We start from the raw sequence: 25,685 nt of genomic DNA, 5'->3' as shown, positions 1-25,685 counted from the left end.
CGGCGGGCGCATACCAGGATGTCCGATAGAACTTTCGACTACATCGTCATTGGCGCCGGGTCCGCGGGCTGCACCATCGCGACCCATCTCGTCGAGCGCCGCAAGGGCACCGTCCTGCTGCTGGAAGCGGGCGGCCACGACAAGGACCTGTTCATCCACATGCCGGGCGGGATCGCGAAGGCCATTCCGCGCCATACCTGGCCGTATGCCGCCGAGCCGTCGGACGACGTGAAGGGCCGGTCGATCGCGGTGCCGCAGGGGCGCGTGCTCGGCGGCTCGAGTTCGGTCAACGGGATGCTTTACGTGCGTGGGCACCGCAATGACTACGACCGTTGGGAGAACGAATTCGGCTGCAAGGGCTGGGGCGCCGACGACATGCTGCGCTATTTCGCGAAGGCGGAGAACAACGAGTCGCTGACGGCGCCTTATCACGGCAACCACGGGCATCTGCAAGTCACCGAGATCCGCTACCGGCATCCGCTTTCGCAGGCGTTCGTGCGGGCCGGCCAGCAGATGGGGCTCGATTACCTGGTCGACTACAACGGCGAGCGCCAGGAGGGCGTCGGGTTCTATCAGGCGACGATCTTCAACGGCGAGCGCGGTTCCACCGCCGCGACGTACCTGAAGTCGGTCCGGAACCGCGCTGAACTTTGCCTCGAAGTCGACGCGCTGGTCGAGCGCGTCGAGATCGAAGGGGGCCGCGCAACGGGGGTCTCCTATCGCCAGGGCAACCGGCGCGTGACGGCGCATGCGCGTGCGGAAATCATCGTGACGGCCGGCGCGATCGGTTCGCCGAAGATCCTGCAACTGTCCGGCATCGGGCCGCGCAACGTGCTCGACGGCGCGGGCGTCCAGGTGCGCCACGTGCTGCCGGTGGGCGAGAATTTCCACGATCACCTGCACATGTCGGTGAACGCGACGATCCGCACACCGGTGTCGCTGTACGGTCAGGACAAGGGATGGCGTGCGCTCAAGCACGGCATCGAATGGAAGTTGTTCCGCTCGGGCGTCCTGACTTCGCCGGTGCTCGAAGGGTTCGCGTTCGTCGATACCTGCGGGCAGGGGCAGCCGGACGTCCAGTTCCACTTCCTGCCGATCATCGATTCGTTCGACGATCCGATCGGCGTGACGCAGGGCCGGACGCACGGCATCACGATCAAGACGGGCCATCTGCAGCCGCATTCGCGCGGGCGCGTGACGATCCGTTCGTCGAACCCGGACGACCTGCCGCGCATCGACGGCCGTTACCTGGCCGACCGCCGGGACGTCGACGGCCAGATTCGCGCGGCGAAGCTCGCGCTGAAGATCCTGCGCCAGCCCGCGCTCGCGGCACACGTCGACGAGATCTTCTCGCCGGATTGCCCGCCCGACGACGACGCTGGAATCGAGGACTGGGTGCGCGGCGCGGCGAAGACGGTCTATCACCCGGTGGGCACGTGCCGGATGGGCATGGACGCGGCGTCGTCCGTCGTCGATCCGCAACTGCGCGTGCACGGCATCGCGGGGCTGCGCGTGGCCGATAGCTCGACGATGCCCAGCATCCCGAGCGGCAACACGAACGCGCCGACCATCGCGCTCGCCGAAAAGGCGTCGGACCTGATCGCCAGCGCGGCCTGATCGGGCATTTCATTCACATCGATTTCCGGAACTTCTGGAGGCAGGCAAATGGCATTGGTACAGATGCTGGACGAGGTCAAACGGTTTCTCGCGCGCGAGCACGGTCACTACATCGACGGCCGGGCAGTGGCCGGCAGCGGCGGCGAACGGATCGACGTACGCAACCCGGCCACGCGCGCGGTGATCGGTTCGGTCGCGCAGGCGACCGACGACGAGATCGAGGCTGCGATCGCGTCGTCGCATCGCGCGTTCCGCGGCGAGTGGGCGCAGGCGACGCCGGCCGATCGCGAGCGCATCCTGCTGCGGTTCGCGGATCTGATCGACGCGCACGGCGAGGAAATCGCGCAGATCGAAACCGCGCAGTCGGGCAAGCTGATCGGACTGTCGCGGGCGATCGAAGTCAGCTGGTCGGCCCGCTGGCTGCGCTATTACGCGGGCTGGGCCACCAAGATCGCGGGCGAAACGCTCGCGCCGTCGTTTCCGAGCATGAATGGCGAGCGGTACACGTCGTTTACGCTGCGCGAGCCGCTGGGCGTGGTCTTCGGCATCATCCCGTGGAATTTCCCGGTGATGATTCCCGTGTGGAAATTCGGCGCGGCGCTCGCGACCGGCAATACGGTGCTGATCAAGTCGTCGGAGTTCACGCCGCTCACGATGCTGCGCATCGCCGAACTGGGCACCGAAGCCGGGTTGCCGCTGGGGACGCTGAACGTCATCAACGGCGCGGGCAAGATCGGCGCGAAGGTCATCCGCGACCCGCGCGTGGCGAAGGTCTCGTTCACGGGCTCGGTGCCGACCGGCCGCATCATCGGCGAGGAAGCCGTCAACGCGAACTTCACGCGCTTCACACTCGAACTCGGCGGCAAGAACGCCGCCGGCTTTTTGCCGGATACGCCGGTCGAGAAGATCCTGGATGGCGTGATCGAGGCCGGGTTCCTGCACAGCGGGCAGGTATGCGCGTCGGCGGAGCGTTTCTTCGTGCACCGTTCGCAGTTCGACGAGGTGGTCGAGAAACTGAAGGCGCGGCTGGATGCGTTCCAGCCATCCGATCCGATGGACGACGCGGGAACGATCGGCCCGGTGTGCAACGAACCGCAGTTCCGCAAGTGCATCGATGCGTTCGACCGGGCCCGGGCGGACGGCGACACCATCGTCACGGGCGGCGGCGCTTATGCGCGCGACGGCTTTTACGTGAAGCCGACGATCGTTCTGCCGAAGTCGCTGCAATCGGACTCGTACCGCAACGAGATCTTCGGCCCGGTCGGCGCATTCGTGCCGTTCGACGACGACGAAGAGTTGATCGCGATGATGAACGACACGCCCTTCGGGCTGACCGCGAGCCTGTGGACGAACGATCTCTCGAAGGCGCTGCGCTATGTGCCGCGCATCGAGGCCGGCACCGTCTGGGTGAACATGCATACGCTGGTCGACCCGGCCGTGCCGTTCGGCGGCGCGAAGGGTTCCGGCATCGGCCGCGAATACGGCTCGTCGTTCATCGACGCTTATACGGAACCGAAATCCGTCACGATTCGTTTTTGAGTGCGTGGCAGGCGCGTTATCGCATGAAAGGCCGGTAACGCGCCGGTTCGATCGGGCCGGCGCAAACCGGCCGACCCCTTCTCCGTCAGAACCGCGTACTGAACCCGATCCGCGCGATCGACTGCAGCGCGCCGCTCGACGCGCCGTTCGCATCCATCACGCCGTTGATTTGCGCGTTGCTGCCGTGGCCGGTGCGCTGATGCACGCCCGCCACATACACCATCGTGCGTTTCGACAGCCAGTACTGGACGGCGGCCAGGATCTGATGCGCATGCGCGTTGTCGAGCGTGTCGTTGCCCTTCATGTACGTATAGCTCGCGCCGATTACCCACGCCGGCGACGGGTGCCACGCCGCGCCGGCTTCTGCCGACCACGCGCCCGCGCCGTTCTGCGCGTTGTGCACGGTCGTGACGAGCGCCTTCCCCGTGACCGTGCCGAGCGTGTAGTGCACACCCGCGCCCCAGTTGCGCACGCTGGTCGGCGGCAGCCCCGCCGACGCGCCGTATTTCTGGTTCGTATAGGCCGCGCCCGCGCCGAACGGGCCGTTGTCGTAGCTCGCGCCGACGCTGACCGTGTTGTTCGCGCCAACCGACCCCGCGACGTTGCCGAAGCCGTACAACGCGCCGAAGGTCAGGCCCGATAGCGACGGGCTCGTGTACTTGACCGAATTCGCGACGCGATTGCTGCCCGCGACGCGATCCCAGTCGAACGCACCGGTCGGGTTGTTCGGCAGCGCGAGCTTGTCGAACGGCCCGTTGCGAAAGCCGTACAGGCCGACGAGATCCTGCGCGATCTCGTTGCCGCTGGCGGCGAGCGAATCGACCATGAACTCGTACTGGTTGCCGAGCGTGAGCTTGCCGTAGCGGTCGTTCTCCAGCCCGACGTAGGCTTGCCGCGCGAACAAGCCGCCGCCGATGATCGAGCCGTTGCCGAGCGAATACTGGTTGACGAGCCGGAAGATCGCGCGCGTGCCCGCGCCGAGATCCTCCTTGCCTTCGAACCCGAGCAGGTTCGGAAAGAAGATGTTGTCGTCGAATTTCGGATTGCCGTGGCCGCCTTCGTTGCTGACATAACTGATGCCGGCATCCATCAGCCCGAACATCGTCACGCTGCTTTGCGCGAACGATGCAGCAGGAATCGCGCAGGCGGCGAGCGCCAGAAGGGTCTTTTTCGTCATCTCCAATGTGCTCCTCACATGTTTCCGATCGGATCGGATATTTTTGATTGGACTACTGATTGATATGATTAAACCTGACCGGGACCGATCCCGATTCAGGTGCAACCGAAAGGAACCGGATCGCGCACGCGGCAACGGCGGGCTGTCGCCTGTCCGCCGCTGCCTCGTGCGCGGCGCGCTAGACCGTCGAATACCCGCCGTCCGCCGGCACGACCGCACCGGTGACGAACGACGCGCCGGGCGAGCACAGGAACAGGATCACTTCCGCGACTTCGTCGGCCGTGCCCCAGCGCCCGAGTGGCGTGCGCTCGAGAATGCGGCGCGACGCCAGCGTGTCGGCCATCAGCCCGCTGCTGAGCGGCGTGTCGATCCAGCCGGGCGCGACCGCGTTCACGCGAATCCCGCGATCGGCCCACGCCTGCGCGAGCGAGCGCGTGAGCTGCGCGATGCCGCCCTTGCTCGCGCTGTATGCGGGGCGGTCCTTGCTGCCGAAATACGTGTACATCGACGCGATGTTGACGATGCTGCCGCCGTTCGCCGACAGCGCCGGCCGCGCGGCGTCGGATGCGCGCATCACCGACGTCAGGTTCACGTTCAGCACGAGCTCGAACTGGTCCATCCGGTATTCGTCCGCGTGCCGGCTGATGCCGACGCCGTTGACCAGCACGTCGAGCCGCGGCAGCGCGGCGATCGTGCGCGTCAGCGCATCGTTGTCGGTCACGTCGAGCTCCACGCACCGGATGCCCGCATGCACCGGCGCATGCGGGCCGCCGGCATCGAGCCCGAGCGCGACGACCGACGCACCCGCCTGCGCGAACCGCAACGCGGTGCGCGCACCGATGCCCGACGTGCCGCCCGTCACGACGACGGACCGGCCCTCAAACGCCCACTGACGACTCATGCTCGACACTCCCGATGGTGTGTGCGCGACGGGCAGGCCGTTGCGCGGGTGAAACGAGGATCTTGATCTGCGTGCGGTCGGCCAGCAGCGCGTCGAAGCCGTCGGTAACGGCCTCTTCCAGCGACACGGTGCGCGTGATGATCGACGTGAGATCGAGCGCGCCCGACGCGACGATGCGCAGCAGGTCTTCGTACGCATGCCGGTAGCCGACGCTCGCCGTGAAGGTCAGCTCGTCGTTGACCGCGCGGAACGCGTCGAAGCCCGCATGCGGCATCAGGCCGACCATTACGACGCGGCCACCCTTGCGCAACGCCTGCATCGCCGCTTCGAACGTGGCCGGCAGCCCGGCCGCCTCGAAACTCGCGTCGACGCCGAGCCCGCTTGTGGCCGTACGGATCGCGTCCTGCAGTTCGGAGGCATCGAGCGCGCGTGCGTCGAACGTATGCGTCGCACCGAAGCGCGTGGCGGCCGCGAGCCGTTCGGGCGATACGTCGACGGCCACGATCGTCGTCGCGCCCTGCAGCTTCGCGAGCATGATCAGCAGCAGGCCGATCGGCCCGAGCCCGAACACCGCGCAGGTCTCGCCGAGCCGCAGCGCGCCGCGCCGCAGCGCATGCAGCGCGACGGCGGCCGGCTCCATCACCGCGGCCTGCTCGAGACTCACGCCGTCGGGCAGCCGATGCAGCATGTAGGCCGGCACGACCGCGAAGTCGGCCATCCCGCCGTCGCCCATCAGGCCGGCGAAACCCATCGACACGCACAGGTTGTACGACCCGGAGCGGCAGTACGCGCACTGGTGGCAGCGATACTCGGGTTCGACCGCGACGCGATCGCCCGCGCGCAGCGCCGTCACGCCTTCGCCGACCTCGACGACGGTGCCGCAGAACTCATGGCCGAGCGTAAGCGGTGCGGTGCGGCGCGACAGCGGATGCGGTGCGTCGACCGGAATCGCATGCGGGCCGTCCGCATATTCGTGCAGGTCGCTGCCGCAGATCCCGCAGTACGCGACCGCGATGCGCACGTCGCCGGGGCCGACGCGCGGCGTGTCGATTTCCACCAGACGCACGTCGCGCGGGCCATGCCATTGAAGGGCTCGCATGTCATCGTCCTCCGAGGTTCTGCGCATCGAGGCGGTTCGCGGCGGCGCCGGCGAGCGCGCGCTTGCGCAGCACGGCGGGCGCGGTCTCGACGAGGCCGAACGACAGCACGCACGCGAGGATCGCGCCGGTGGCCGATGTCCACATCGCGAACTGCAGGCCGTACTTGTCGGCCGCGAAGCCGGCGACGGTCGGCGCGACGAAGCCGCCGATCAGCTCGCCGGCGCCCATGATCAGCCCGAGCGCGCTGGCGATCGAGCGGGGCGGCACCGTTTCGGCCGGGATCGTCGCCATGAACAGCGTGAAGCAGCCGAGGCCCGTGTAGGTCGCGAGCACGAGCGCGCAGAGTGCCCCCAGCGAGTTCGCGTGAATCATCGCGACCGGGCACACGGCGGCGATCAGCGCGAACACGATCATCGTCGGCTTGCGGCCGATCCGGTCGGAGATCGCCGGCACCGCGAAGCCCCAGAACACCCACGCGGCGCCGAGGCAGGTCATCACGACGCCCATGTCGGATGGCGACAGGTGACGGCTCTCGACGAGGAAGACCGGCGCGAACGAGATGATCACGATGAACCACGTGAGGAAGAAGCAGCTGATCAGCACGCAGAGCAGGATGTTGCGTTCCTTCAGCAGCGCCCAGCGGCTGATCGCCGTGCCACCGGCCGCCGGCGTGCCGACGGTGTCGGCCTGCGCATGCCGTGCGCCGCCGGGCGGTGTTTCGCGCACCCAGCGCCAGATGCAGAACGCGATCAGGAAGCCCGGGATGCACGACACGTAGAACGCGTTGCGCCAGCCATACGCGGTCGCGATGCCGATCACGACCGGCGGGCCGATCATCGCGCCGAGCAGGCCGGCGGCCGAGCCCTGCAGCAGGCCCATGTTCAGCCCGCGGCGGCTCGGCGTCGAACTCTCGACCATCAGCGATTGCGACAGCGGCAGCACGGGGCCTTCGGCGATGCCCATCAGCGCGCGAAATGCGATCAGGCTCGCGAAGCCGCCGACGAGCCCCGACAGCGCCGAGCACACGGAAAAGCCGAGCACGGCCGCGATCAGCAGCGGCTTGCGGGTGCCGCGCGCATCGGACCACGCGCCGGTCGCGGCGCCCGACAGCGCCCATGTGAGCGCGAGCGCGGACGACACCATGCCGAGTTGCGTGTTCGTCAGGTGCAGCTCGGCCGACATGAACGGGAACAGGAACGACAGCGCGAGGCGGTCGAAGAAGACGAAACCGAACGTCATGAACAGGATCAGCAGCAGCCGGTTCTCATACGTCCATGCGAGTCTGGGGGAGGGATGGGATGACATGGCGGGCCTCGTCACGCGTCAGCGGTACAGCTTCTCGATCGCTTGCGCGCCGAGGCCGACCTTCTCGTAATGCGCCTTGCACATCGCGATGTACGAGTGCACGTCGAAATAGCCGTCGGGGTTGCCGTCCTCGTCGAGCCAGATCAGCGGGCCCTTGACGATGAAGAACGCGCGCATCGGCTCGGGATGATCGAACGCGACGAGCGTGTGGCCTTCGCCCGGCGTCTCGTACACGAAATCGCCGCGCGTCGCGGTCCATTCGTGCTCCAGGTAGCCCCATTTGCCGGACAGCGTGTACGCGAACACCTCGTGCGGGTGATAGTGCCGGTTCACGAGCCCGGCTTCCTTCGCCATCAGGATGTCGCACCATTTGTTCTGCGACGGCGAGATCCACAGCGGCCGCGACGAAACCGTTTCGGTGAACGGAACGTAATAACGCTCGTCGTCGGTGGCCGCATTCGGGATATAGGCTTCGGGCAGCGCATCGGGCTTGAACGGATTGGCAATCGGCGGGATGTTTTGCCAGAATTCGGATACGGCTTGGTCGACCACGGTCTGTCTCCTTGTATGTCGGTGTCGTGGGCTCGACTTTAGCCAGCCGGTGCGCGCCGCTCTTGACTGGGCTGGACGAATTGCTTGACCGCGCCGGACATTGCACTGCACCAGAATCCAGACGAACCATCCCCCAATCCGTGCCGCTCGCACGACAGGCGCCCGCAGGAGGCGACGTGACGAATTCGACCGTTTTTTCACGCACGCGAGGCTCGACGGCCGACGTGCCGGCGCGCGACAGGATGGCGTACTGGGATGCGTTCAATGCGGCGACGCTGGTCGGCCTGCGCTGTTCGTCGCTGTCGCCGGCCGGGCTCGAAGTCGAGAAGACCGACATCGCGCTGCCGGGCCTCGGCATCGCCGACATCAGCGGCCGGGATCACGTGATCGAGCGCAGCCCCGCGCTGGTGCGCCAGTTGCCGAAGGAGTCGCTGTTCGCGTGCCAGATCCTGAGCGGGCGGGCGTATTTCATCCAGCGCGATCGCTGCCTGCTCGCGGAAGCCGGCGACGTCGTCGTGTACGACACGCGCGTGCCTTATCTGTTCGGATTCCTGACGCCGATGCGGCAGTTGCTGATCGATATCCCGATCACGACGTTCGACGACCGGCTCGATGCCGAGCTGGCGGCGCTGCCGCTGCGGATCGCGCCGAAGCCGGGCGCGGGCGCGATGCTCGGCGCGACGTTGCGCGCGAGCGTCGAGCGTTTCATGAAGGAGCCGGTCGAGCAGGACGCCGCACGTTTTGCCGAGTACACGCGCACGCTGATCGCGGAACTCATCGACGCGGAAGTGAACGGCGCGGGCGCATCGCGCGCGTCGCTGTCGTACCTGCTGACCGCGAAGCAGTACATCGCGACGCATCTCGGCGATCCGGAGCTCGGGCCGCAGGCCGTCGCCGATGCGGTCGGGCTGTCGCTGCGGCACCTGGGCCGGCTGTTTGCGGCGGAAGGCGAATCGATCACGCAGCACATCTGGTCGGAACGGCTGTCGCACGCGCATCGCGAGCTGACGGATGCGCGGCTGCGCAAGACCAGCGTCGGCGAGATCGCGTTTCGCTGGGGATTCTCGAGCCAGGCGCACTTCAGCCGCGCGATTCGCGAGCGCTACGGCGCGTCGCCGATGGCGCTGCGTGATGCGGCGCGCGCGGCTGAGTGCTGATCCCCGCAGGTTGAGGTGGTGGCGGCGCGTGTGTCACGCGCCGCTTTCGTTTCCGTTCCCGCTTTCGCCGTGACGCCGCGCGTGGCGTCAATCCGCCAGCATGAACTCGGCACAGCGCTCCGCGATCATGATCGTCGGCGCATTCGTGTTGCCCGACACGATGCGCGGCATCACCGACGCGTCGCAAATCCGCAATCCGTCAATGCCTTGCACCGCGAGGCGCGGCGTGACGACCGCGTTCTCGTCGTTGCCCATGCGGCAGGTGCCGGCCGGGTGGTAGACGGTTTTCGCGCGGCGCCGCACGTAGTCGGCCAGTGCCGCGTCGGTCAGCGTCTCGGCTTCGTGCACGATGCGCGCGAGCGACGGCGCGCGGATGATCCGCCGGGCGAGCGCGACGCCGCGCACGAGGCCGTCGACGTCGGCCGGGTCGGACAGTGCGCCACTGTCGAACCGGATCGGCGCGGCCGGATCGCTGGAGCGCAGTTGCACGGAGCCGCGCGAACGCGGCCTGAGCAGGCATGGGTTGATCGACAGGCCGTGGCCGGGCAGCGGTTCGCGATCGACGTCGCCGACGAGCGTCGGCAGCACGTGGAACTGGATGTCCGGCCGGCCGCTGCCGGTCGTATCGACGAACGCGCCGGATTCGACGACGTTCGACGTCAGCAGGCCCGTGCGGCACAGCATCCACTGCAGCCCGTGCCGCAGCGCCTTCAGCCCGCGATCCTCACCCAGCAGGCTGACCGGCGCGTGGCTGCGGCCGTAGAGCGACACTTCGAGGTGATCCTGGTAGTTCGTGCCGACGTCGCGGCTGTCGTGCAGCACGTCGATGCCGTGCGCGCGCAGGTGGGCGCCGGGCCCGATGCCCGACAGCATCAGCAGTTTCGGCGTGCTTAGCGCGCCGGCCGCGAGCACGACGTCGGTGCGCGCGGCCGCCGAACCCGTCGCGCCGTTTTCCATCCGCCACGCGACGCCGGTTGCGCGCCGGCCGTCGAACAGGATGCGCGTCACGCGGCAGCCGGTCAGCACGCGCAGGTTCGGGTGGCCGATCGCGTCGGCGAGATAGGTGGCCGCGGTGCTGCCGCGCTGCCCCTCGAAGATCGTCGTGTGATAAAAGCCGGCGCCATGCTGCGCGGCGCCGTTGAAGTCGTCGTTGTACGCGATGCCGGTTTCCTGCGCGGCCTTCACGAACGCGAGGCTCAGCGGATGCCGGAAACGCGTGTCGCCCACCTTCAACGGCCCGTCGGTGCCGTGGAACGGCTCGGAGAGCCGCAGGTGCGATTCGGCGCGCTTGAACACCGGCAGCACGTCGTCCCAGCCCCAGCCCGTGCAGCCGAGCGCGGCCCAGTCGTCATAGTCGGCGCGCGTGCCGCGCACGTACAGCATCGCGTTGACCGAGCTGCCGCCGCCGAGCGTGCGGCCCTGCGGCACGTAGGTCTTGCGGCCCGCCGCGCCGGGTTGCGGTTCGCTCTCGAACGTGACCGTGCGCCGCGTGCCGAGCACGCGGATGAAGGTCGCCGGAATCCGGATGAACAGGCTGTCGTCCTTCGGACCGTCCTCGAGCAGCAGCACGCGCCTGCCGGCCTTCACCAGCCGATGCGCGACCGTACAGCCGGCCGAACCGCCGCCGACGACGATATGGTCGTACGTCTCCATCCCGCTTCTTCTCCTTGCTGTCGGGCGGCGGAACGAGTGCCGCCGCGCAAGAAGCCAGCTTAGCGACCGGTATGCGGCCCCATTTGACCGGGACGGACACCGTGCTTGCCTCGCCGGGACACGGCGGCGCTAGCGCGCTTCGGCGGGCGCGCGCGTGTCGCTCGGCGTCTCGCCGAAGCGCGCGCGATAGCTGCGGCTGAAATGCGCGCTGTTGTTGAAGCCCCAGCGGAAGGCGATTTCGCTGACCGTCAGGTGCTTCAGCGACCGGTCGCGCAAGTCGGCGCGACAGCGTTCGAGTCGCCGCGCGAGGATGTAGCGCGTGAGCGGCATCCCTTCGATCTCGAACACGCGCGCGAGCTGGCGCGGCGACAGGTTGATTGCGCGGCTCACCGACTGGCTGTCGAGGTCGTCGTCGGCGAGATGGCTGTCGATGAAGGTTTTCGCGCGCGACAGCGTGTGGACGGTCGATTTCGTCGGCGACGCATCGCCGTCGCGCAGCCGCAGCGTCGACTGCACGAGCTCGAGTATCGCGGCGGCGCGCCGCTCGCGCGCGTCGGGCGTCGGCTCCTGCGGCGCGGCGAGCAGCGCATACACCTGCCGCACCGCCCATGACGCGACACCGTCGCCGCGGTCAATCTTGACGAGGCTGCGGTAGCGCCACGGGCCGACGCGCGCCTCGAACACGTCGCGCGGCACGTCGAGCACGGTCATCGCCATGTCGGCGGGAAAGCCGTGGCCGTACGGCATCGACGTGTCGTACAGGACGAGATCGCCGGGGCCGTGCTGCATGCAGTCGACGTCCTGGAACGTATAGCCTTGCCCCTCGTGCATCAGGCAGATGAACACGGCGTCGCGCTGGTCCGCATGGATGTTGTGCGACGTGCGCACGACCGCGTGCCGGTTCGCGACGATGTCGCATGCGCTGAACAGCCCGAGATCGCGCTTGCGCAGCGTCGCGTCGATGCCTTCCGACGATTTCCCGCTGCATTCGATCCGTACGAGCGTGCGGGCGACATGGTCGACCCAGAAGTCGACGCGCTCGGCGCCGCGTACGGCGCGCGTCGAGACCGTGACGATCCCCGTGCTGGTGTCCGGCATGACGTTCTCCCAATGACCGTCCGAGCCGCGCAGTCTCGGGCACGTCGAATGCCGCGGTCAATCCGTGAAAGACCCGGGGCGGGCGCGCAACGCCCTTGCAGCGGTGCGTTGCGGCTGCTCGCGCGATCGATGTCCGTTTGAGTCAACGGAAGCGGCCGTGGGAGTCAAAACGAGAGTGCGATTTTCAGCTAGATGGCGTGCGTATCGCTACGCGCAGCCAGCCGGTGTCGCCGGCTTACTTCGATGAAGACGGCGGCAGCCCGAGCGAAACGTCCTGCTCGTAGCCCATCTTGCTGTCGCGGAACTCGACGCTCACGTAGCCGACTCGCCGCGCGTCGGTGACGTTCGCATAGATCGACGTCATCACCATGCCCGCATCGCAGTCGAGCGGGATCGTGCGGTCGATGCGGCCCGTCGCGATGTTCACGGCCCGCAGCGATCGCATCGCGATGCCGCACGAGTCGGACAACGTATAGACGCCGACCAGCATGTGCGTCTTCGTGCGATACCACATCGGGATATCGACGGCGCCGTCGAGCTGGAGGTGATCGCGATCGTTGTCGTTCATGCGCCCGATTTCGTTCAGCGTGATCGGGAGCGTCTTGCGGCCGTCGTCCCAGGTGCCGGTCGCCGTCTTGCCGGTGAGGTTCAGCGCGATCGGGCACGGCTTCGGGTGTGACGGAGACACAGCCGGTACCACCGGCGCTTCGGCATTTGATGCGGCCGGCGACGCTTCGCACAGCGTCATGTGGCCGTCCGGTTCGCGGTGGCCCTGCAGCGGGATCGGCTTGCGATGCGCGTCGTAGTAGTAGCTGCCGTCGATACGCCAACGGCCCGCGTCGTTGCGGTCGAGTGCGTCGTAGGTCTGCAGCGACACATGGACCGGCGCATTGCCGATCGTGCCGGTGTAGTTCGCGACTTCGTACCAGCCTGCGTACGACGCGGCCGGCGCGCACGCGAACAGCGCGGCGAGCGTTGCGGCGAACGGGCGGGCGTAGCGGGAGCGGCGGGGGAGGCGGGTCATCGGCGGTCTTTGTGCGTGGTGTGGGTTCGAGCGCGAAGGACGCCGGCTCGGCCGTGTCGAGTCGCGCGGCTGCCGGGCGCACACCATTGTAGCCATCCGCCATTGCGGAAATTCCCGCATCCGCGCATGCGGTGACGCCGGAACGCACATGACCCAGGCCGGCCTCGGCACCACCGCATTGCGCGACGCCACCGGCCGGCCTGCCGCCGCCGGCTTCAGGCCGCGCTGGCCGCGTCGATCTGGCGGATGTCGTCCTGATCGAGCCGCAAGCGGATCGCTTCGCCGAGCAAGCCGAGCTGCGCGAGCGATGTCGCGCTCGCGATCGGCGCGGTGATCGTCGGCCGCGCGATCTGCCACGCGAGGGCGACCGCGGCCGGCTGCGTGTCGTGCTTCGCCGACACGGCGTCGAGCGCCGCAAGAATGCGCAGGCCGCGTTCGTCGAGATAGCTGGCAACGCGATCGCCGCGCACGCTCTTCTTCAGGTCGGCCTCGCTGCGGTACTTGCCCGACAGGAAGCCGCTCGCGAGCGCGTAGTAGTTGACGACGCCGAGCTTCAGGTCGCGCACGACCGGTTCGAGATCGCGTTCGTAGTCGGCGCGGTCGATCAGGTTGTACTCGGGCTGGATGACCTGATATGCGGGCAGGCCGTCGCGCTGGCTGATGTCGGCGGCTTCGCGCAGGCGTGCGCCGCTGTAGTTCGATGCGCCGATGATGCGTACCTTGCCCGCGTCGATCAGCGCTTGGTATGCGCCGAGCGTTTCTTCGAGCGGGGCCGTGTCGGCGAGATCGCGATGTGAGAAATACAGGTCGATGTAGTCGGTCTGCAGGCGGCGCAGCGAATCGTCGGCGGCCTTCAGGATGTTGTCCTTGGTCAGCCCCGCGCGTGCGGCCAGCAGCCCGACCTTGGTTGCGATCACGACCTGTTCGCGCTTGCCGGAGCGCTTGAGCCACTTGCCGATGATCGTTTCCGATTCGCCGCCGCTGTTGCCGGGCGCCCAGGCCGAATAGACGTCGGCCGTGTCGATGAAGTTGATGCCCGTCTCCGCGAGCGCGTCGAGCAGCGAAAACGATGCGTTCTCGTCGACGGTCCAGCCGAAGACGTTGCCGCCGAAGGCGAGCGGCGAAACCTGGATGTTTGACGTGCCGAGGGTGCGTAGTGCCATGTTCTGCTCCGATATCGATGGGTGATGGGATCGAACTGCGGGATGGGCCAAAACGATCGCGGCGAGACGGGGGCGCGGTGCGGTTCCGCCGTGGTCGCGGGACACCGGACATTCTCGCCGATCGATCGGATTCGTGCAGGCGGCGCGTCGCCGCGATGATGGGCGATGTGCGGCGAGTAGCGGACGGCTCGTCCGTTACGTGAGTGCGCCGTACCACTGCGTTCGATCGGGAGCGAATTTTTGTCGGCGGCTTGCGCGACGGGAGGCGAGCGGGAGGGCGGGCTGCCCCGACATTGCGCCGGAGCGGGCGGGAAGACGGGCGGCAAGCCGCCGCCGGTGCGACGGCAAGCCGGTCAGCGCAACTGCACCGCCGCGAGAAACAGCACCATGCTGCCGATCGCGCCGTCCAGCACGCGCCACGCTACGGCCTTGCGGAACCACGGCGCCAGCAGTCGCGCGCCATAACCCAGCGCAAGGAACCACACGACGCTGACCGTCATCGCGCCGATCGCGAACGCGGACCGCGCGCCTTCCGGCTCGCGTGCGCCGGCCGTGCCGATCAGCAGGAACGTGTCGAGATACACGTGCGGGTTGAGCCACGTGAATGCGAGCGTCATCAGCACGACCGCCATGCCGCTCTGCGGCGGCGGCGCGACCGCGTCGCCGCGCACGTCGAGCGTTTCGTGGCCCGGCTTGAGCGCACGGCGCAGCGCGTTGATGCCGAACCACGCGAGATACGCGAGGCCGACATACAGCACCGCATGAACGAAGGTCGGATAGCGTTCGACGAGCACGGACGCACCGCCGACGCCCGCGCCGATCAGGAGCATGTCCGACAGCGCGCACAGCAGCACGATCTTGCCGACGTGCGAACGCATGATGCCCTGCCGGAGCACGAACGCGTTCTGCGCGCCGATGGTGACGATGAGCGACGCGCACAGGGCGACGCCGTGAGAGAAAGCAAGCCAGTTCATGATGACAGCGATAGCAGCAGTAGACGGAATAATCGGGTAGCGCTAGTCTGCGGTCAGCATGAAAATAAGAGAAGCTAAATCACCTAATGCAGATTAAGGAAATCTAATGCTCGACTACGCCCTGCTCGATGCGCTCTCCGCGGTGATCCGGTACGGCTCGTTCGAGCGCGCGGCCAAGGAGCTGAACGTCACGCCGTCGGCCGTGTCGCAGCGCGTGAAACTGCTGGAGGAGCGCGTCGGCAGCGTGCTCGTCAAGCGCGGGCAGCCGTGCGTCGCGACCACGTCTGGCGCGCTGCTGTGCCGGCATACCGAGCGCGTGCAATTGCTCGAGGCGGAACTGGGCGGCCGGATGCCGGCATTGCCGGGCTCGATCACGAGCGCATGGCCGATGTTGCGCGTGGCCGTCAACGACGACAGCGTCGCGACGTGGTTTATCGATGCGGTGGGACCGTTCTGCACGGAGCGCGAGATGCTGCTCGACCTCGTGATCGACGACCAGGACTACACGGCGGCGCGCATTCGCGACGGCAGCGTGCAAGGCGCGGTGACCGCGCAGGCCGAGCCGATTCAGGGGTGCCGCTCGACGCGGCTCGGGCGCATTCGTTATCGCGCGGTGTGCTCGCCGGCATTTCACGAGCGCTATTTCGGCAAGGGCGTCACGCGCGACGCGCTGCGCCGCGCGCCGTGCGTGATGTTCAATCCGAAGGACGGGCTGCAGGCGCGCTTCATCCGGCGCGTGACGCGCGCAGATCTCGATCCGCCGCAACACTGGATACCGCACGTCGCGGGCTATCTGCGCGCATGCGAAACGGGGCTGGGATGGGGAATGTGCCCGGACCGGATGGTCGATCGCCAACTGGCGGCGGGCGAACTGGTCGACATGTCGCCGGGACGAACCACCGACATCGATCTTTACTGGCAGAGCTGGCGCTTGTCGATCGGCTGGCTCGACGATTTCAGCGCGGCGCTCAAGACGCGTGCCGCGCTGTTCCTCGATTGATCGATGGCGTGATGCAGGGGACGCCGACGGCGCGCGACAGGCGCGCGCCGGGCGGCATCATCAGACTTGATGCAGGCCGTCGAAGTCGACGATCTGGACGTGGCGGCCCTGCATTTCGATCAGGCCGCGCTTCTGGAATTTCGACAGCGTGCGGCTGACCGTTTCGAGCGTCATGCCGAGATAGCTGCCGATGTCTTCGCGCGTCATCCGCAGGTTGAATTCCGACGGCGAGTAACCGCGCTTCAGGTAGCGCGACGACACGTCGAGCAGGAAAGCGGCGACACGTTCTTCGGCATTCAGCGAACCGAGCAGCATCGTTTGCGACGTTTCGCGCACGATCTGTTCGCTCATCAGCTTGTGCATGCGCAACTGCATCGAGCCGGCTTCCGAGCACAGCGTCTTGAGCGCGCTGTACGGAATCACGCAGACGGAACTGTCTTCCAGTGCGACCGCGGTGCGCGGATGCGTGTCGTCGCAGATGCCGTCGAGGCCGAGCGCTTCGCCCGCGAGATGCAGGCCTGTGACCTGTTCGCGGCCGTCATGGCGCGTCGCGACGGTTTTGAGCGAACCCGAGCGCACCGCGTACAGGTTGTCGAATGCGTCGCCTTCGCGGAACAGCGCTTCGCCGCGCTTGACGGGGCGAGCCGCGCAGATGACCGACTCGAGGCGACTGAGTGCTTCGGGCGCCAGGCCCTGCGGCATGCACAGGTGCCGCATTGCGCACGACGAGCAGTGCGCGGCCTGGCGAGGAGCCCAACTGCCGGTATGAGGCGTGGCGGCGGGACGTGTAGCGACGGGCGTCAGCATGATCGTTTACTCCGGCGTTGAATCGACGGAATCATTGTCCCACCGCAAATTGCCGCTGTCGGGTGACAAAACGTCGCGACCGGGCGCGCATGCCGAACGCCGTTCAGGCAGGTTGCTCGTCGACGGTGGCGGCCGCCGGAATCAGCAGCACGGGCAGCGTCGCGTGGCGCACGCATTGTTCGGCGATGCTGCCGAGCACGAGACGGCGGAACCCACGGCGGCCGTGCGTGCCGAGCACCAGCAGATCGGCGCCGAATGCCTTCGTGCCTTCGAGGATCAGCGACGACACGTCGTTGAGCGACGTCGCTTCGTTCAGCCGCGTCTCGCCTTTCACGCCCGCTGCCTGCATCAGCTTCGTGAAATCCTTTGCGAGTGCGTCGCCCTGCGCGACGAGTTGATCGCGCAGGATGGACGGATCGTAGCCGGGCACGTTGTAGTAGATCGCGGCGTTCTCGACGACGTAGAACGGTTGCAGCTCGGCGCCGTGCGCTTTCGCGAGCGCCAGCGCGGCATCGAATGCATGGCGGGACGTGTCGCTGCCGTCGACGGCAACCAGAATACGCTTGTACATAGTGTCTCCGAGTGGCGGGTTGAAACGAAGTCGGCCGGGTGGCCGATCAGGCTCAGCATTGCTGCGAGGCAGAGTAAACCAATGGCGGGGACTTTGCAGTGCGGTGCCGGTCCTGCCGCGCGGCCGCGATGCTTCGGGTGGTGCGGCGCGCGACCATGCACGCGATGCATACTGCAGCTGCGCTGCGCTGCGCTGCGCTGCGCTGCGCGACGCGTGTCGCATGGTCGGGTCGCATCCGTGGTCGGTGCAGTCTCCGCGAGGCGCTCGACAATCGAACGTATGACGAACACGGATGAAGACCGCATCGTCGCGAGGAACGAATGCGCGGGCATCGAAATCGCGCATCGCGACGCACGCATGCCGGTTCGACACGGCACAACAGCCAGGCTAACGAACCTCACGCATCGTTATTCAACCGCAACCGCGCCGTTTCGACATGACTTCGATCAACGCATGTGCGTGATCGCGATGCGCGGCATGCATCGATCCGCCGATGCCGATGCGCGGAATCGTTCGCTCGAGCACCCGTCGCGCGTGCCGATCCATAACCATCGGCTGTCGACCGACGCCGGTTTGCAAACGAACGATCGATTCAAACGCCGCGCCGGCTACTTCGGCATGGCCGTCAACTCGATCACGCGCTCCGGCTTCCGCCCGTGGCCGGGCCAGTACGCGCTGCCGTACATCCGGTGGACGGGACCGAACTGCGCATCGTCCGCGGGCGACGGCGCGGCGAAGCCTTTCTCGATCACCACGTAGCCCGCGCGCAGCGCGAACGCCGGATGGTTGCCGCCGGGGCGGCTGTCGAAACCGGCGAAGCCGTCGCCGGCTTCGGGCACCGCATTGACGAGCGACGCGTTGCTGCCCGTGATCTGGTCGGGCGAGATCGGCCCGCCGCCGGCGAGCAGCCACGCCTCGCGGTTCTTGCCGTCGGTGTCGACCGTGCTGTCGTGGGTGTCGTCGTTGTCGATCTCGACGCTGTGCGGATGCGCACGACCTGTTTGACCGGATGATTCCATCACGGCTCTCCTGGCGGCGAAGCGGTCCGGATCGAAGCAAATCCCGTTCCGGGCATGACGGGAAAAGGCGCGCGGGCGATCGCCGCGGTCGCGCGGCGCGCACTGATTTGTCGTGATTTATTTCAGCTAGAAGACGCGTTTTCTACAGAGTATGATTCTTTTCCTGCGAAGCGGCGACAGGGGATGCGATCTCGCCGCCTCTGCCCGCGCCGGGGCGCCGCAGCACCCTTAAAGACGGGTAGTGAACAACAAAGCAAGGGACTAGAGGTGGCGGATTCATGCAAGCGACTACTGCGTTCACGCACCGCGGTTATCTGTTGAACTGCGCGCCCGCGCGCGCCAGCGACGGTTCGTTCAAGCCCTACGTCGTGATCTCCCGATCGAGCGACGGCGAGCTGGTTGCGAACCGTTTTTTCCCGATCGAACTCCAGTTCAACGACGAAGATGCCGCGATCGCGCACGCGCGCGACTGGGCCGTGCGCTGGATCGACGCGAGCAGCATCACGATTTGATGCGGCCACCCGCCCGCGGCGTCGGCCGCCCACGGCACCGGCCGCCGGCCGATTTCCGGCGTGCCGCTTCCCGACACAAAACGCGGTAATCTTGCGGAACCCGTCACTTTATTAGCGGCCGTGCGACCGAGCGCGGCCGCGTGCATTGGCCTATGTCGACATCACCCGCCCGTCAGTGGGGCCTCGAAGAAATCGTCACCGGATTGCGCGAGTCGCGCGAGGAACTCCATCGCACGCGCCATCCGCGCGGCATCCGCGAACTGCCGTCGCGCGATGCGATCTGCAAGATTGTGACCGGCCTGCGCGCGTCGATGTTTCCGACGCATTACGGCGCGCCGGATCTGACCGACGAAAGCGTCGACTATTACGTCGGCCATACGCTCGAAAGCACGCTGCGCGTGCTGTCCGAACAGATCCGCCGCGCGTTGCCGTTCCTGCCCGAGCATGCGGACACGCCGTTCGCCGAGCTCGACGAACGCGCGTTCGAGATCGCGCGCGAATTCGGCCGCCAGTTGCCGGCGGTCCGCGCGCTGCTCGTCAGCGACATCCAGGCCGCGTACGCAGGCGATCCGGCCGCGCAGCACATCACCGAGATCCTGCTGTGCTATCCCGGCGTGCTGGCGATGATGCACCACCGGCTCGCGCACGCGCTGCACCAGCTTGGTGTGCCGCTGCTCGCGCGATTCATCAATGAAATCGCCCACTCGGCCACCGGGATCGACATCCACCCCGGCGCGCAGATTGGTCCGAGCTTCTTCATCGACCACGGCACCGGCGTCGTGATCGGCGAGACGGCGATCATCGGCGAACGCGTGCGCCTGTACCAGGCCGTCACGCTCGGCGCGAAGAGCTTCCCGGCCGATGGCGAAGGCGCGCTGGTCAAGGGCAACGCACGGCACCCGATCGTCGAGGACGACGTGGTGATCTACGCGGGCGCGACGATTCTCGGCCGCGTGACGATCGGGCGCGGCTCGGTGATCGGCGGCAACGTGTGGCTCACGCACAGCGTGCCGGCCGGCACGAGTGTCGCGCAGGGCAAGGTCCGCGAAGGCGGGAGCGCCGAGAAGCCGTAAAGCCGTGGCGTGGTGCACGGCGCACGGCCGCCACGGCGCGCGCGTCAGTGCTTACCGGCGGGCGAGCGGTGCTTGTACAGCACGTCCTGGTCGACGCGGATCAGGTTCTGCCCCGCATCGACGACGAAATCGACGCCGTTGTATGCATTGCCCGTCAGCAGCAGGATCGCGCTCGCGACGTCGTCGGGGCCCGCGATGCGCGCGAGCGGCGTCGATGCACGGCTCGCGTGTTCGAAGTCGGCCTGCGTCTGGTCGTCGCTCGGCAGCATCAGCCCCGGGAATACCGCGTTCACGCGCAGCACGGGTGCCGACGACAGCGCGAGCATCTGCGTGAGGTTGCCGAGCGCGGCTTTCGCGACCGTGTAGCTGAAATGATCGCGGTGAAAATTTTCCTTGATCTTCTGGTCGACCACGTTCACGACGACGCCCTGCGTGCCGGCCGCGCGGGCCCGTTCGTAGAACGCGCGCGTGAGCAGGATCGGCGCACGGCAGTTGACCGCCCACGCCTGGTCGAACGCTGCGAGGTCGAAGCTCGGGAAGTGGTCCTGCCAGAACACCGACGCGTTGTTGACGAGCACGTCGAGGCGCCCGAAGCGCGCATAGACCTGGTCGATCAGCGCGGTGATCTGCGCGGCATCCGACAGGTCGGCGTGCAGCGCGATCGACTCGTGCCCGCGTTCGGCGATCGCGCGGGCCGCCGCCTGCGCGGCATCGGCCGAACGGTCGTAGTGCACCGCGGTGCGATAACCGTGCGCGGCGAAATACTCGGCGAACGCGCGCCCGGCCCGGCGTGCGGCACCGGTCACGAGCACGACGGGCGCGTGCGCCGTTTGCTTCGTCGACTCCATTACGTATTCGTCAGGTTGACTGAAGAAGGATTGGCGACGATCGACAGGAATTCGCGCCGCGTCGACGGATCGGTGCGGAACGTGCCGAGCATGCGCGACGTGACCATCTCGACGCCCGGCTTGTGTACGCCGCGCGTCGAGATGCACTGGTGCGCGGCTTCGAGGATCACGCCGACGCCCTTCGGCTGCAGTACGTCGAACAGCGTATCGGCGATCTGCACGGTCATCTTTTCCTGGATCTGCAGGCGCTTCGCGAACGCGTCGACGAGGCGCGCGAGCTTCGAGATGCCGACCACGCGATGGTTCGGCAGATACGCGACGTGCGCGCGGCCGATGATCGGCACCATGTGATGCTCGCAGTAGCTCTCGAAGCGGATGTCCTTCAGCACGATCATCTCGTCGTAGCCGTCGACTTCGCTGAACGTGCGCGCGAGGATGTCGCGCGGCTCCAGCGCATAACCGGCGAAGAACTGCTCGTACGCGCGCACGACGCGGGCGGGCGTGTCGAGCAGGCCTTCGCGTGCGGGGTCGTCGCCGGCCCAGCGCAACAGCACGCGCACGGCGTCTTCCGCTTCTTCACGGCTCGGTCGGGACGCGGCCGGCTCGGGCCGCGCGGATTTTTTACCCATGTAGTGGCTCCATCGAAGGCCGCCCGGGGCGGCCGATATCCGGCAATTGTTTCATGCTTTCGCGGGTCGTGCGTGCCAGCGCAAACAGGCTAGGCCCTGGCACTCACTTCGGCCATTCGTCCTGTTCGTCGTTGAACAGCGACGCGACGACGCCGCGCAGCCACGCGGTGCGCGGATCGTTGTGGTACTTGCGATGCCAGTGCTGCTTCAGGTCGAAGCGCGGCAGCGTGAGCGGCGGCTCGACGGGCACGATGAACGCGTGCTCGGCCGCATACGCATAGCCGATCGCATGCGGCACCGTCGCGATCAGGTCGGTGCGGCTCAGGATGAACGGCAGGCTCATGAAGTGCGGCGTCTCGAGCACCGCGCGGCGCTGCATGCGCTGCTTCGCGAGATATTTCTCGAGCACCTCCTGGCTGCGGCCTTCGGCGCGTACCACCGCGTGCCCGCAGGTGAGGAACTGCTCGACCGTAAACGGCGGCGCCTGTTCGAACGGATGGCCGCGCCGCATCAGGCAGACGAACCGGTGCGTGAACAACCGTTGCTGGAAGAAGTTGTTGCCGTCGAGGTCGGGGAAGTAGCCGACCGCGAGATCGATCGAGCCGGCTTCGAGGCCGCGCCCGACTTCGTCGTGCGCGAGCGAGACCGAGCGCAGGTTCGCGTGCGGCGCGCGCGTCGCGAACGCCTGCAGCAGCTTCGGCAGGAACACGATCTCGCCGACGTCCGACAGCGCGATCGAGAACGTATGCGTGCTCGCGGCCGGATCGAAGTCGTGCGGCGCGACGAGGCCGCGCTCGATTTGCGCGAGCGCGTCGCGTGCGGCCGGCAGCAGCGCGAGCGCGCGCGGCGTCGGCTCCATCCCGCGCGACGTGCGCACGAACAGCGGATCGCCGAAATACTCGCGCAGGCGGCCGAGCGCCGTGCTCACGCGCGGCTGGCTCACGCCGAGCAGGTCGCCGGCGCGGCTCACGTTGCGCGTGTCGTCGAGCGCGACGAGGTACGGAATGAGGTTCAGATCGAGCGTGTCCATCACCGGGCCAATATCTCTAAAACGTATACAACATATCTCCTGAATCGCGTTGCCGCATAGTCGGGAAAGCGCTCAAATGTGTTCCACGATTCGAATTAATGTTCTGGAGACGAACAATGCGCACCCAAGTCGCGATCATCGGCGCCGGTCCGTCCGGCCTTCTGCTTTCCCATTTGCTGCGCCTGCAAGGCGTCGATTCCATCCTCGTCGAAGCGCGTTCGCGCGAATACTGCGAGAACCGCATCCGCGCCGGCGTGCTGGAGCAGGGCACGGTCGACACGCTGAACGAAGCCGGCCTCGGCGACCGGATGCGCCGCGAAGGGCTCGAACATCACGGCATCGAGCTGCTGTTCTCGGGCCAGCGCCACCGCATCGACCTGTCCGCGCTCACCGGCGGGCGCGCGATCACTGTCTACAGCCAGCATGAAGTCGTGCGCGACCTGATCGCGGCTGGTGTCGAGCATGGCCACGCGATGCACTTCGAAGTCAGCGACGTCACGCTGCACGACGTCGAGGGCGAGCACCCGTTCGTCACGTTCAAGCATGCGGACGGCCGCGCGGACCGCATCGACTGCGACTACATCGCCGGCTGCGACGGCTTCCACGGCATCGCGCGCCAGACGATCCCGGCCGAGCGGCTGAACACGTTCGAGCGCGTCTATCCGTTCGCGTGGCTCGGCATCCTCGCCGACGCGGCGCCGTCGCTCGACGAACTCGTCTACGCGCATCACGACAACGGCTTCGCGCTGTTCTCGATGCGCTCGCCGACGGTCACGCGCCTCTATCTGCAGTGCAAGCCCGACGAGGACCTCGCCGAATGGTCCGACACGCGGATCTGGGACGAATTGCACACGCGCTTCTCGAACGACACGGGCTGGACGCCGACCGAGGGCCGGATCACGCAGAAAAGCGTGACGCCGATGCGCAGCTTCGTGTCGGAGACGATGCAGCACGGCCGGCTGTTCCTCGCCGGCGACGCCGCGCACATCGTGCCGCCGACCGGCGCGAAGGGGATGAACCTCGCGGTCGCCGACGTCCGCGCGCTGTCCCGCGCGCTCGGCGCGCGTTACCGGACGGGCGACACGACGCCGCTCGATACGTATTCGGCGACCTGCCTCGAACGCGTATGGCGCGCCGAACACTTCTCGTACTTCATGACGAACATGCTGCATGCGTCGCCGGAGGACTCGCCGTTCGTCAATCGCCTGAAGTTTGCCGAGCTGAAATATGTGACGCGCTCGCGGGCCGCCGCGCAGTCGCTCGCCGAAAACTACGTCGGGTTGCCGTTCGACGACGCGACGGCCCCCGAGGCAACCCGCCTTGACAACGCGCTGTGCACGACTCTATGATCGGCCCATCGTTCGCTAATCGAATCTAGGTTCGAATAGCGAACAAATACCGGAGTCGAGATCGGCCCCGGCGCGGCACGCGAAACGCGCGTGTCCCCTCGACAGGCCGCGCATCGTGCCGCGGGTTCGTATCAGGAAGAGACATGGTCAACAAGATTTTCGAATCGCTTCAGTCGGCGGTTGCCGACGTCCACGATGGCGCGACAATCATGATCGGCGGCTTCGGCACGGCCGGCATGCCGTCCGAGCTGATTGACGCGCTGATCGAACAGGGCGCGCGCGACCTGACGATCGTCAACAACAACGCGGGCAACGGCGAGACGGGCCTGGCGGCGCTGCTCAAGGCGAAGCAGGTGCGCAAGATCATCTGCTCGTTCCCGCGCCAGAGCGACTCGCAGGTGTTCGACGCGCTGTACCGCGCGGGCGAGATCGAGCTGGAGCTCGTGCCGCAGGGCAACCTCGCGGAGCGTATCCGCGCGGCGGGCGCCGGCATCGGCGGTTTCTTCACGCCGACGGGTTTCGGCACCAAGCTCGCGGAAGGCAAGGAAACGCGCGTGATCGATGGCAAGCAGTACGTGTTCGAAACGCCGATCCACGCCGATTTCGCGCTCGTGAAAGCGTACAAGGGCGATCGCTGGGGCAATCTCGTGTATCGCAAGACCGCGCGCAACTTCGGGCCGATCATGGCCAGCGCCGCGAAGGTCGCGATCGTTCAGGTGTCGGAAGTCGTGCCGCTCGGCGGGCTGAACCCGGAACACATCGTGACGCCGGGCATTTTCGTCCAGCGCATCGTCGAGGTGCCGCAGGCCGCGCACGCGGCCGAGCTGGCCGCCGAACATGCTTCGTCGCACGCCGCGGCTTAAGGAGATATCCAGATGAAACGACTGACCCGCGATGAAATGGCCAAGCGCGTCGCCCAGGACATCCCCGAAGGCGCGTACGTGAACCTCGGCATCGGCGTGCCAACGCTGGTGGCGAACCACCTCGACCCGAGCAAGGAAATCTTCCTGCACAGCGAGAACGGGCTGCTCGGCATGGGCCCCGCGCCCGCGCCCGGCGACGAAGACGACGAACTGATCAACGCCGGCAAGCAGCACGTGACGCTGCTCACGGGCGGCGCGTATTTCCACCATTCCGATTCGTTCGCGATGATGCGCGGCGGCCACCTCGACTACTGCGTGCTCGGCGCGTTCCAGGTGTCCGCGAACGGCGATCTCGCGAACTGGCATACCGGCGCGCCCGATGCGATTCCGGCCGTCGGCGGCGCGATGGATCTCGCGATCGGCGCGAAGCAGGTGTTCGTGATGATGGAGCACCTGACGAAGCAGGGCGAAAGCAAGATCGTCGCGCAGTGCTCGTATCCGGTCACCGGCGTGCAATGCGTGAGCCGCATCTACACGGATCTCGCCGTGCTCGACGTGACGGCCGACGGCCTCGCGGTGAGCGAGATCTTCACCGACCTGTCGTTCGACGAACTGCAGAAGCTGACCGGCGTGCCGCTGATCGACGCGACGCAAAAGGCCGCTGCCTGAACCGGAGGCGTGCCGGCGCGCGCGTTCGTGCGCATGCCGGCACGCTTGGGTAGAC

General features: G+C 67.2%; 25 protein-coding genes. 9 read left to right on the top strand and 16 right to left on the bottom strand.

Annotation, left to right across the window (positions count from 1 at the left end):
* Positions 1-18: 18 nt before the first annotated feature.
* On the top strand, positions 19-1,617 hold the full coding sequence (locus tag VL15_RS31295) for a GMC family oxidoreductase (RefSeq protein ID WP_048250622.1): 1,599 nt from the start codon (positions 19-21) through the stop codon (positions 1,615-1,617).
* Positions 1,618-1,665: 48 nt separating this feature from the next.
* Positions 1,666-3,156 carry an aldehyde dehydrogenase family protein gene (locus VL15_RS31290; protein WP_048250621.1) on the top strand — a complete coding sequence of 497 codons (1,491 nt, stop codon included), beginning with the start codon at positions 1,666-1,668 and terminating at the stop codon, positions 3,154-3,156.
* A gap of 85 nt (positions 3,157-3,241) precedes the next feature.
* Here the strand turns inward: VL15_RS31290 and VL15_RS31285 are convergent, their stop codons facing one another.
* The 5 genes from VL15_RS31285 to VL15_RS31265 all read right to left on the bottom strand — a co-directional run bounded on the left by VL15_RS31285 (position 3,242) and on the right by VL15_RS31265 (position 8,191).
* Complete coding sequence (locus VL15_RS31285) at positions 3,242-4,333, bottom strand: porin (protein ID WP_048250620.1); 1,092 nt, start codon at positions 4,331-4,333, stop codon at positions 3,242-3,244.
* A 178-nt stretch (positions 4,334-4,511) separates the two neighbouring features.
* Positions 4,512-5,234: an SDR family NAD(P)-dependent oxidoreductase gene (locus VL15_RS31280; protein ID WP_048250618.1), complete on the bottom strand. Its 723-nt coding sequence runs from the start codon at positions 5,232-5,234 to the stop codon at positions 4,512-4,514.
* On the bottom strand, positions 5,212-6,333 hold the full coding sequence (locus VL15_RS31275; RefSeq protein WP_048250617.1) for a 2,3-butanediol dehydrogenase: 1,122 nt from the start codon (positions 6,331-6,333) through the stop codon (positions 5,212-5,214). Before VL15_RS31275 ends, VL15_RS31280 begins: the two co-directional genes overlap by 23 nt.
* Position 6,334: 1 nt before the next feature.
* Complete coding sequence (locus VL15_RS31270; protein WP_048250616.1) at positions 6,335-7,639, bottom strand: MFS transporter; 1,305 nt, start codon at positions 7,637-7,639, stop codon at positions 6,335-6,337.
* Positions 7,640-7,657: 18 nt separating this feature from the next.
* A complete protein-coding gene (locus VL15_RS31265; RefSeq protein WP_048250615.1) occupies positions 7,658-8,191 on the bottom strand; it encodes a 2,4'-dihydroxyacetophenone dioxygenase family protein in 534 nt (177 codons plus the stop codon).
* A 176-nt stretch (positions 8,192-8,367) separates the two neighbouring features.
* Between VL15_RS31265 and VL15_RS31260 the strand changes: the two genes are divergently transcribed.
* Positions 8,368-9,348 carry a helix-turn-helix domain-containing protein gene (locus VL15_RS31260; protein ID WP_048250614.1) on the top strand — a complete coding sequence of 327 codons (981 nt, stop codon included), beginning with the start codon at positions 8,368-8,370 and terminating at the stop codon, positions 9,346-9,348.
* An 87-nt stretch (positions 9,349-9,435) separates the two neighbouring features.
* On the opposite strand, the gene VL15_RS31255 is transcribed toward VL15_RS31260, so the two are convergent.
* From VL15_RS31255 to VL15_RS31235, 5 genes are all read right to left on the bottom strand, one after another.
* Positions 9,436-11,001 (bottom strand): GMC family oxidoreductase, encoded by a 1,566-nt coding sequence (locus VL15_RS31255; RefSeq protein ID WP_048250613.1) that lies wholly within the window; start codon positions 10,999-11,001, stop codon positions 9,436-9,438.
* A gap of 129 nt (positions 11,002-11,130) precedes the next feature.
* Entirely contained in the window at positions 11,131-12,099 is a 969-nt protein-coding gene (locus VL15_RS31250) for a helix-turn-helix domain-containing protein (RefSeq protein ID WP_048250612.1), read from the bottom strand.
* A gap of 235 nt (positions 12,100-12,334) precedes the next feature.
* A complete protein-coding gene (locus VL15_RS31245) occupies positions 12,335-13,123 on the bottom strand; it encodes a hypothetical protein (protein WP_048250611.1) in 789 nt (262 codons plus the stop codon).
* A gap of 215 nt (positions 13,124-13,338) precedes the next feature.
* Positions 13,339-14,286, bottom strand: a complete 948-nt coding sequence (locus VL15_RS31240; RefSeq protein WP_048250610.1) for an aldo/keto reductase — start codon at positions 14,284-14,286, stop codon at positions 13,339-13,341.
* A 353-nt stretch (positions 14,287-14,639) separates the two neighbouring features.
* Positions 14,640-15,260 carry a LysE/ArgO family amino acid transporter gene (locus tag VL15_RS31235; RefSeq protein WP_048250609.1) on the bottom strand — a complete coding sequence of 207 codons (621 nt, stop codon included), beginning with the start codon at positions 15,258-15,260 and terminating at the stop codon, positions 14,640-14,642.
* 106 nt (positions 15,261-15,366) lie between these two features.
* On the opposite strand from VL15_RS31235, the gene VL15_RS31230 reads away from it, so the two are divergent.
* Positions 15,367-16,260, top strand: a complete 894-nt coding sequence (locus VL15_RS31230) for a LysR family transcriptional regulator ArgP (protein WP_048250607.1) — start codon at positions 15,367-15,369, stop codon at positions 16,258-16,260.
* Between the two features lie 60 nt (positions 16,261-16,320).
* Here VL15_RS31230 and fnr read toward each other — a convergent pair whose 3' ends face one another.
* From fnr to VL15_RS31215, 3 genes are all read right to left on the bottom strand, one after another.
* Positions 16,321-17,067: a fumarate/nitrate reduction transcriptional regulator Fnr gene (gene fnr / locus VL15_RS31225; RefSeq protein WP_048250606.1), complete on the bottom strand. Its 747-nt coding sequence runs from the start codon at positions 17,065-17,067 to the stop codon at positions 16,321-16,323.
* A gap of 103 nt (positions 17,068-17,170) precedes the next feature.
* Entirely contained in the window at positions 17,171-17,638 is a 468-nt protein-coding gene (locus VL15_RS31220; RefSeq protein WP_048250605.1) for a universal stress protein, read from the bottom strand.
* 608 nt (positions 17,639-18,246) lie between these two features.
* Complete coding sequence (locus VL15_RS31215; RefSeq protein ID WP_048250604.1) at positions 18,247-18,657, bottom strand: DUF3005 domain-containing protein; 411 nt, start codon at positions 18,655-18,657, stop codon at positions 18,247-18,249.
* 278 nt (positions 18,658-18,935) lie between these two features.
* On the opposite strand from VL15_RS31215, the gene VL15_RS31210 reads away from it, so the two are divergent.
* Positions 18,936-19,169, top strand: coding sequence for a hypothetical protein (locus tag VL15_RS31210; protein ID WP_048250603.1), 234 nt, complete (start codon positions 18,936-18,938; stop codon positions 19,167-19,169).
* A gap of 152 nt (positions 19,170-19,321) precedes the next feature.
* Complete coding sequence (gene epsC, locus VL15_RS31205; protein WP_048250602.1) at positions 19,322-20,242, top strand: serine O-acetyltransferase EpsC; 921 nt, start codon at positions 19,322-19,324, stop codon at positions 20,240-20,242.
* Positions 20,243-20,286: 44 nt separating this feature from the next.
* Here epsC and VL15_RS31200 read toward each other — a convergent pair whose 3' ends face one another.
* From VL15_RS31200 to VL15_RS31190, 3 genes are all read right to left on the bottom strand, one after another.
* Positions 20,287-21,090: an SDR family oxidoreductase gene (locus tag VL15_RS31200; protein WP_048250601.1), complete on the bottom strand. Its 804-nt coding sequence runs from the start codon at positions 21,088-21,090 to the stop codon at positions 20,287-20,289.
* Positions 21,090-21,719, bottom strand: a complete 630-nt coding sequence (gene folE, locus VL15_RS31195; RefSeq protein ID WP_048250599.1) for a GTP cyclohydrolase I FolE — start codon at positions 21,717-21,719, stop codon at positions 21,090-21,092. The genes VL15_RS31200 and folE overlap by 1 nt, the downstream gene beginning before the upstream one ends.
* A 103-nt stretch (positions 21,720-21,822) precedes the next feature.
* The gene (locus tag VL15_RS31190) at positions 21,823-22,749 is read right to left on the bottom strand and encodes a LysR family transcriptional regulator (RefSeq protein ID WP_048250695.1); all 927 of its coding nucleotides are present in this window, start codon (positions 22,747-22,749) and stop codon (positions 21,823-21,825) included.
* Between the two features lie 116 nt (positions 22,750-22,865).
* Here VL15_RS31190 and pobA point away from each other — a divergent pair, with 116 nt between their 5' ends.
* The 3 genes from pobA (at position 22,866) to VL15_RS31175 (ending at position 25,630) form a co-directional block, all read left to right on the top strand.
* Positions 22,866-24,098, top strand: coding sequence for a 4-hydroxybenzoate 3-monooxygenase (pobA, locus tag VL15_RS31185; RefSeq protein ID WP_048250597.1), 1,233 nt, complete (start codon positions 22,866-22,868; stop codon positions 24,096-24,098).
* A 143-nt stretch (positions 24,099-24,241) separates the two neighbouring features.
* A complete protein-coding gene (locus tag VL15_RS31180; protein WP_048250596.1) occupies positions 24,242-24,961 on the top strand; it encodes a 3-oxoacid CoA-transferase subunit A in 720 nt (239 codons plus the stop codon).
* Positions 24,962-24,973: 12 nt separating this feature from the next.
* Entirely contained in the window at positions 24,974-25,630 is a 657-nt protein-coding gene (locus VL15_RS31175; protein ID WP_048250594.1) for a CoA transferase subunit B, read from the top strand.
* Positions 25,631-25,685 lie beyond the last annotated feature (55 nt).

The sequence above is a fragment of the Burkholderia cepacia genome, assembly GCF_001039005.1.
Classification (GTDB): domain Bacteria; phylum Pseudomonadota; class Gammaproteobacteria; order Burkholderiales; family Burkholderiaceae; genus Burkholderia; species Burkholderia theae.
This window is presented reverse-complemented; position numbering and strand designations above follow the sequence as displayed.

Coding starts and splice junctions, on each gene's coding strand:
- VL15_RS31295 (WP_048250622.1), top strand. CDS start 19: ATGTCCGATAGAACTTTCGACTACATCGTCATTGGCGCCGGGTCCGCG.
- VL15_RS31290 (WP_048250621.1), top strand. CDS start 1,666: ATGGCATTGGTACAGATGCTGGACGAGGTCAAACGGTTTCTCGCGCGC.
- VL15_RS31285 (WP_048250620.1), bottom strand. CDS start 4,333: ATGACGAAAAAGACCCTTCTGGCGCTCGCCGCCTGCGCGATTCCTGCT.
- VL15_RS31280 (WP_048250618.1), bottom strand. CDS start 5,234: ATGAGTCGTCAGTGGGCGTTTGAGGGCCGGTCCGTCGTCGTGACGGGC.
- VL15_RS31275 (WP_048250617.1), bottom strand. CDS start 6,333: ATGCGAGCCCTTCAATGGCATGGCCCGCGCGACGTGCGTCTGGTGGAA.
- VL15_RS31270 (WP_048250616.1), bottom strand. CDS start 7,639: ATGTCATCCCATCCCTCCCCCAGACTCGCATGGACGTATGAGAACCGG.
- VL15_RS31255 (WP_048250613.1), bottom strand. CDS start 11,001: ATGGAGACGTACGACCATATCGTCGTCGGCGGCGGTTCGGCCGGCTGT.
- VL15_RS31250 (WP_048250612.1), bottom strand. CDS start 12,099: ATGCCGGACACCAGCACGGGGATCGTCACGGTCTCGACGCGCGCCGTA.
- VL15_RS31245 (WP_048250611.1), bottom strand. CDS start 13,123: ATGACCCGCCTCCCCCGCCGCTCCCGCTACGCCCGCCCGTTCGCCGCA.
- VL15_RS31240 (WP_048250610.1), bottom strand. CDS start 14,286: ATGGCACTACGCACCCTCGGCACGTCAAACATCCAGGTTTCGCCGCTC.
- VL15_RS31235 (WP_048250609.1), bottom strand. CDS start 15,260: ATGAACTGGCTTGCTTTCTCTCACGGCGTCGCCCTGTGCGCGTCGCTC.
- VL15_RS31230 (WP_048250607.1), top strand. CDS start 15,367: ATGCTCGACTACGCCCTGCTCGATGCGCTCTCCGCGGTGATCCGGTAC.
- fnr (WP_048250606.1), bottom strand. CDS start 17,067: ATGCTGACGCCCGTCGCTACACGTCCCGCCGCCACGCCTCATACCGGC.
- VL15_RS31220 (WP_048250605.1), bottom strand. CDS start 17,638: ATGTACAAGCGTATTCTGGTTGCCGTCGACGGCAGCGACACGTCCCGC.
- VL15_RS31215 (WP_048250604.1), bottom strand. CDS start 18,657: ATGGAATCATCCGGTCAAACAGGTCGTGCGCATCCGCACAGCGTCGAG.
- VL15_RS31210 (WP_048250603.1), top strand. CDS start 18,936: ATGCAAGCGACTACTGCGTTCACGCACCGCGGTTATCTGTTGAACTGC.
- epsC (WP_048250602.1), top strand. CDS start 19,322: ATGTCGACATCACCCGCCCGTCAGTGGGGCCTCGAAGAAATCGTCACC.
- VL15_RS31200 (WP_048250601.1), bottom strand. CDS start 21,090: ATGGAGTCGACGAAGCAAACGGCGCACGCGCCCGTCGTGCTCGTGACC.
- folE (WP_048250599.1), bottom strand. CDS start 21,719: ATGGGTAAAAAATCCGCGCGGCCCGAGCCGGCCGCGTCCCGACCGAGC.
- VL15_RS31190 (WP_048250695.1), bottom strand. CDS start 22,749: ATGGACACGCTCGATCTGAACCTCATTCCGTACCTCGTCGCGCTCGAC.
- pobA (WP_048250597.1), top strand. CDS start 22,866: ATGCGCACCCAAGTCGCGATCATCGGCGCCGGTCCGTCCGGCCTTCTG.
- VL15_RS31180 (WP_048250596.1), top strand. CDS start 24,242: ATGGTCAACAAGATTTTCGAATCGCTTCAGTCGGCGGTTGCCGACGTC.
- VL15_RS31175 (WP_048250594.1), top strand. CDS start 24,974: ATGAAACGACTGACCCGCGATGAAATGGCCAAGCGCGTCGCCCAGGAC.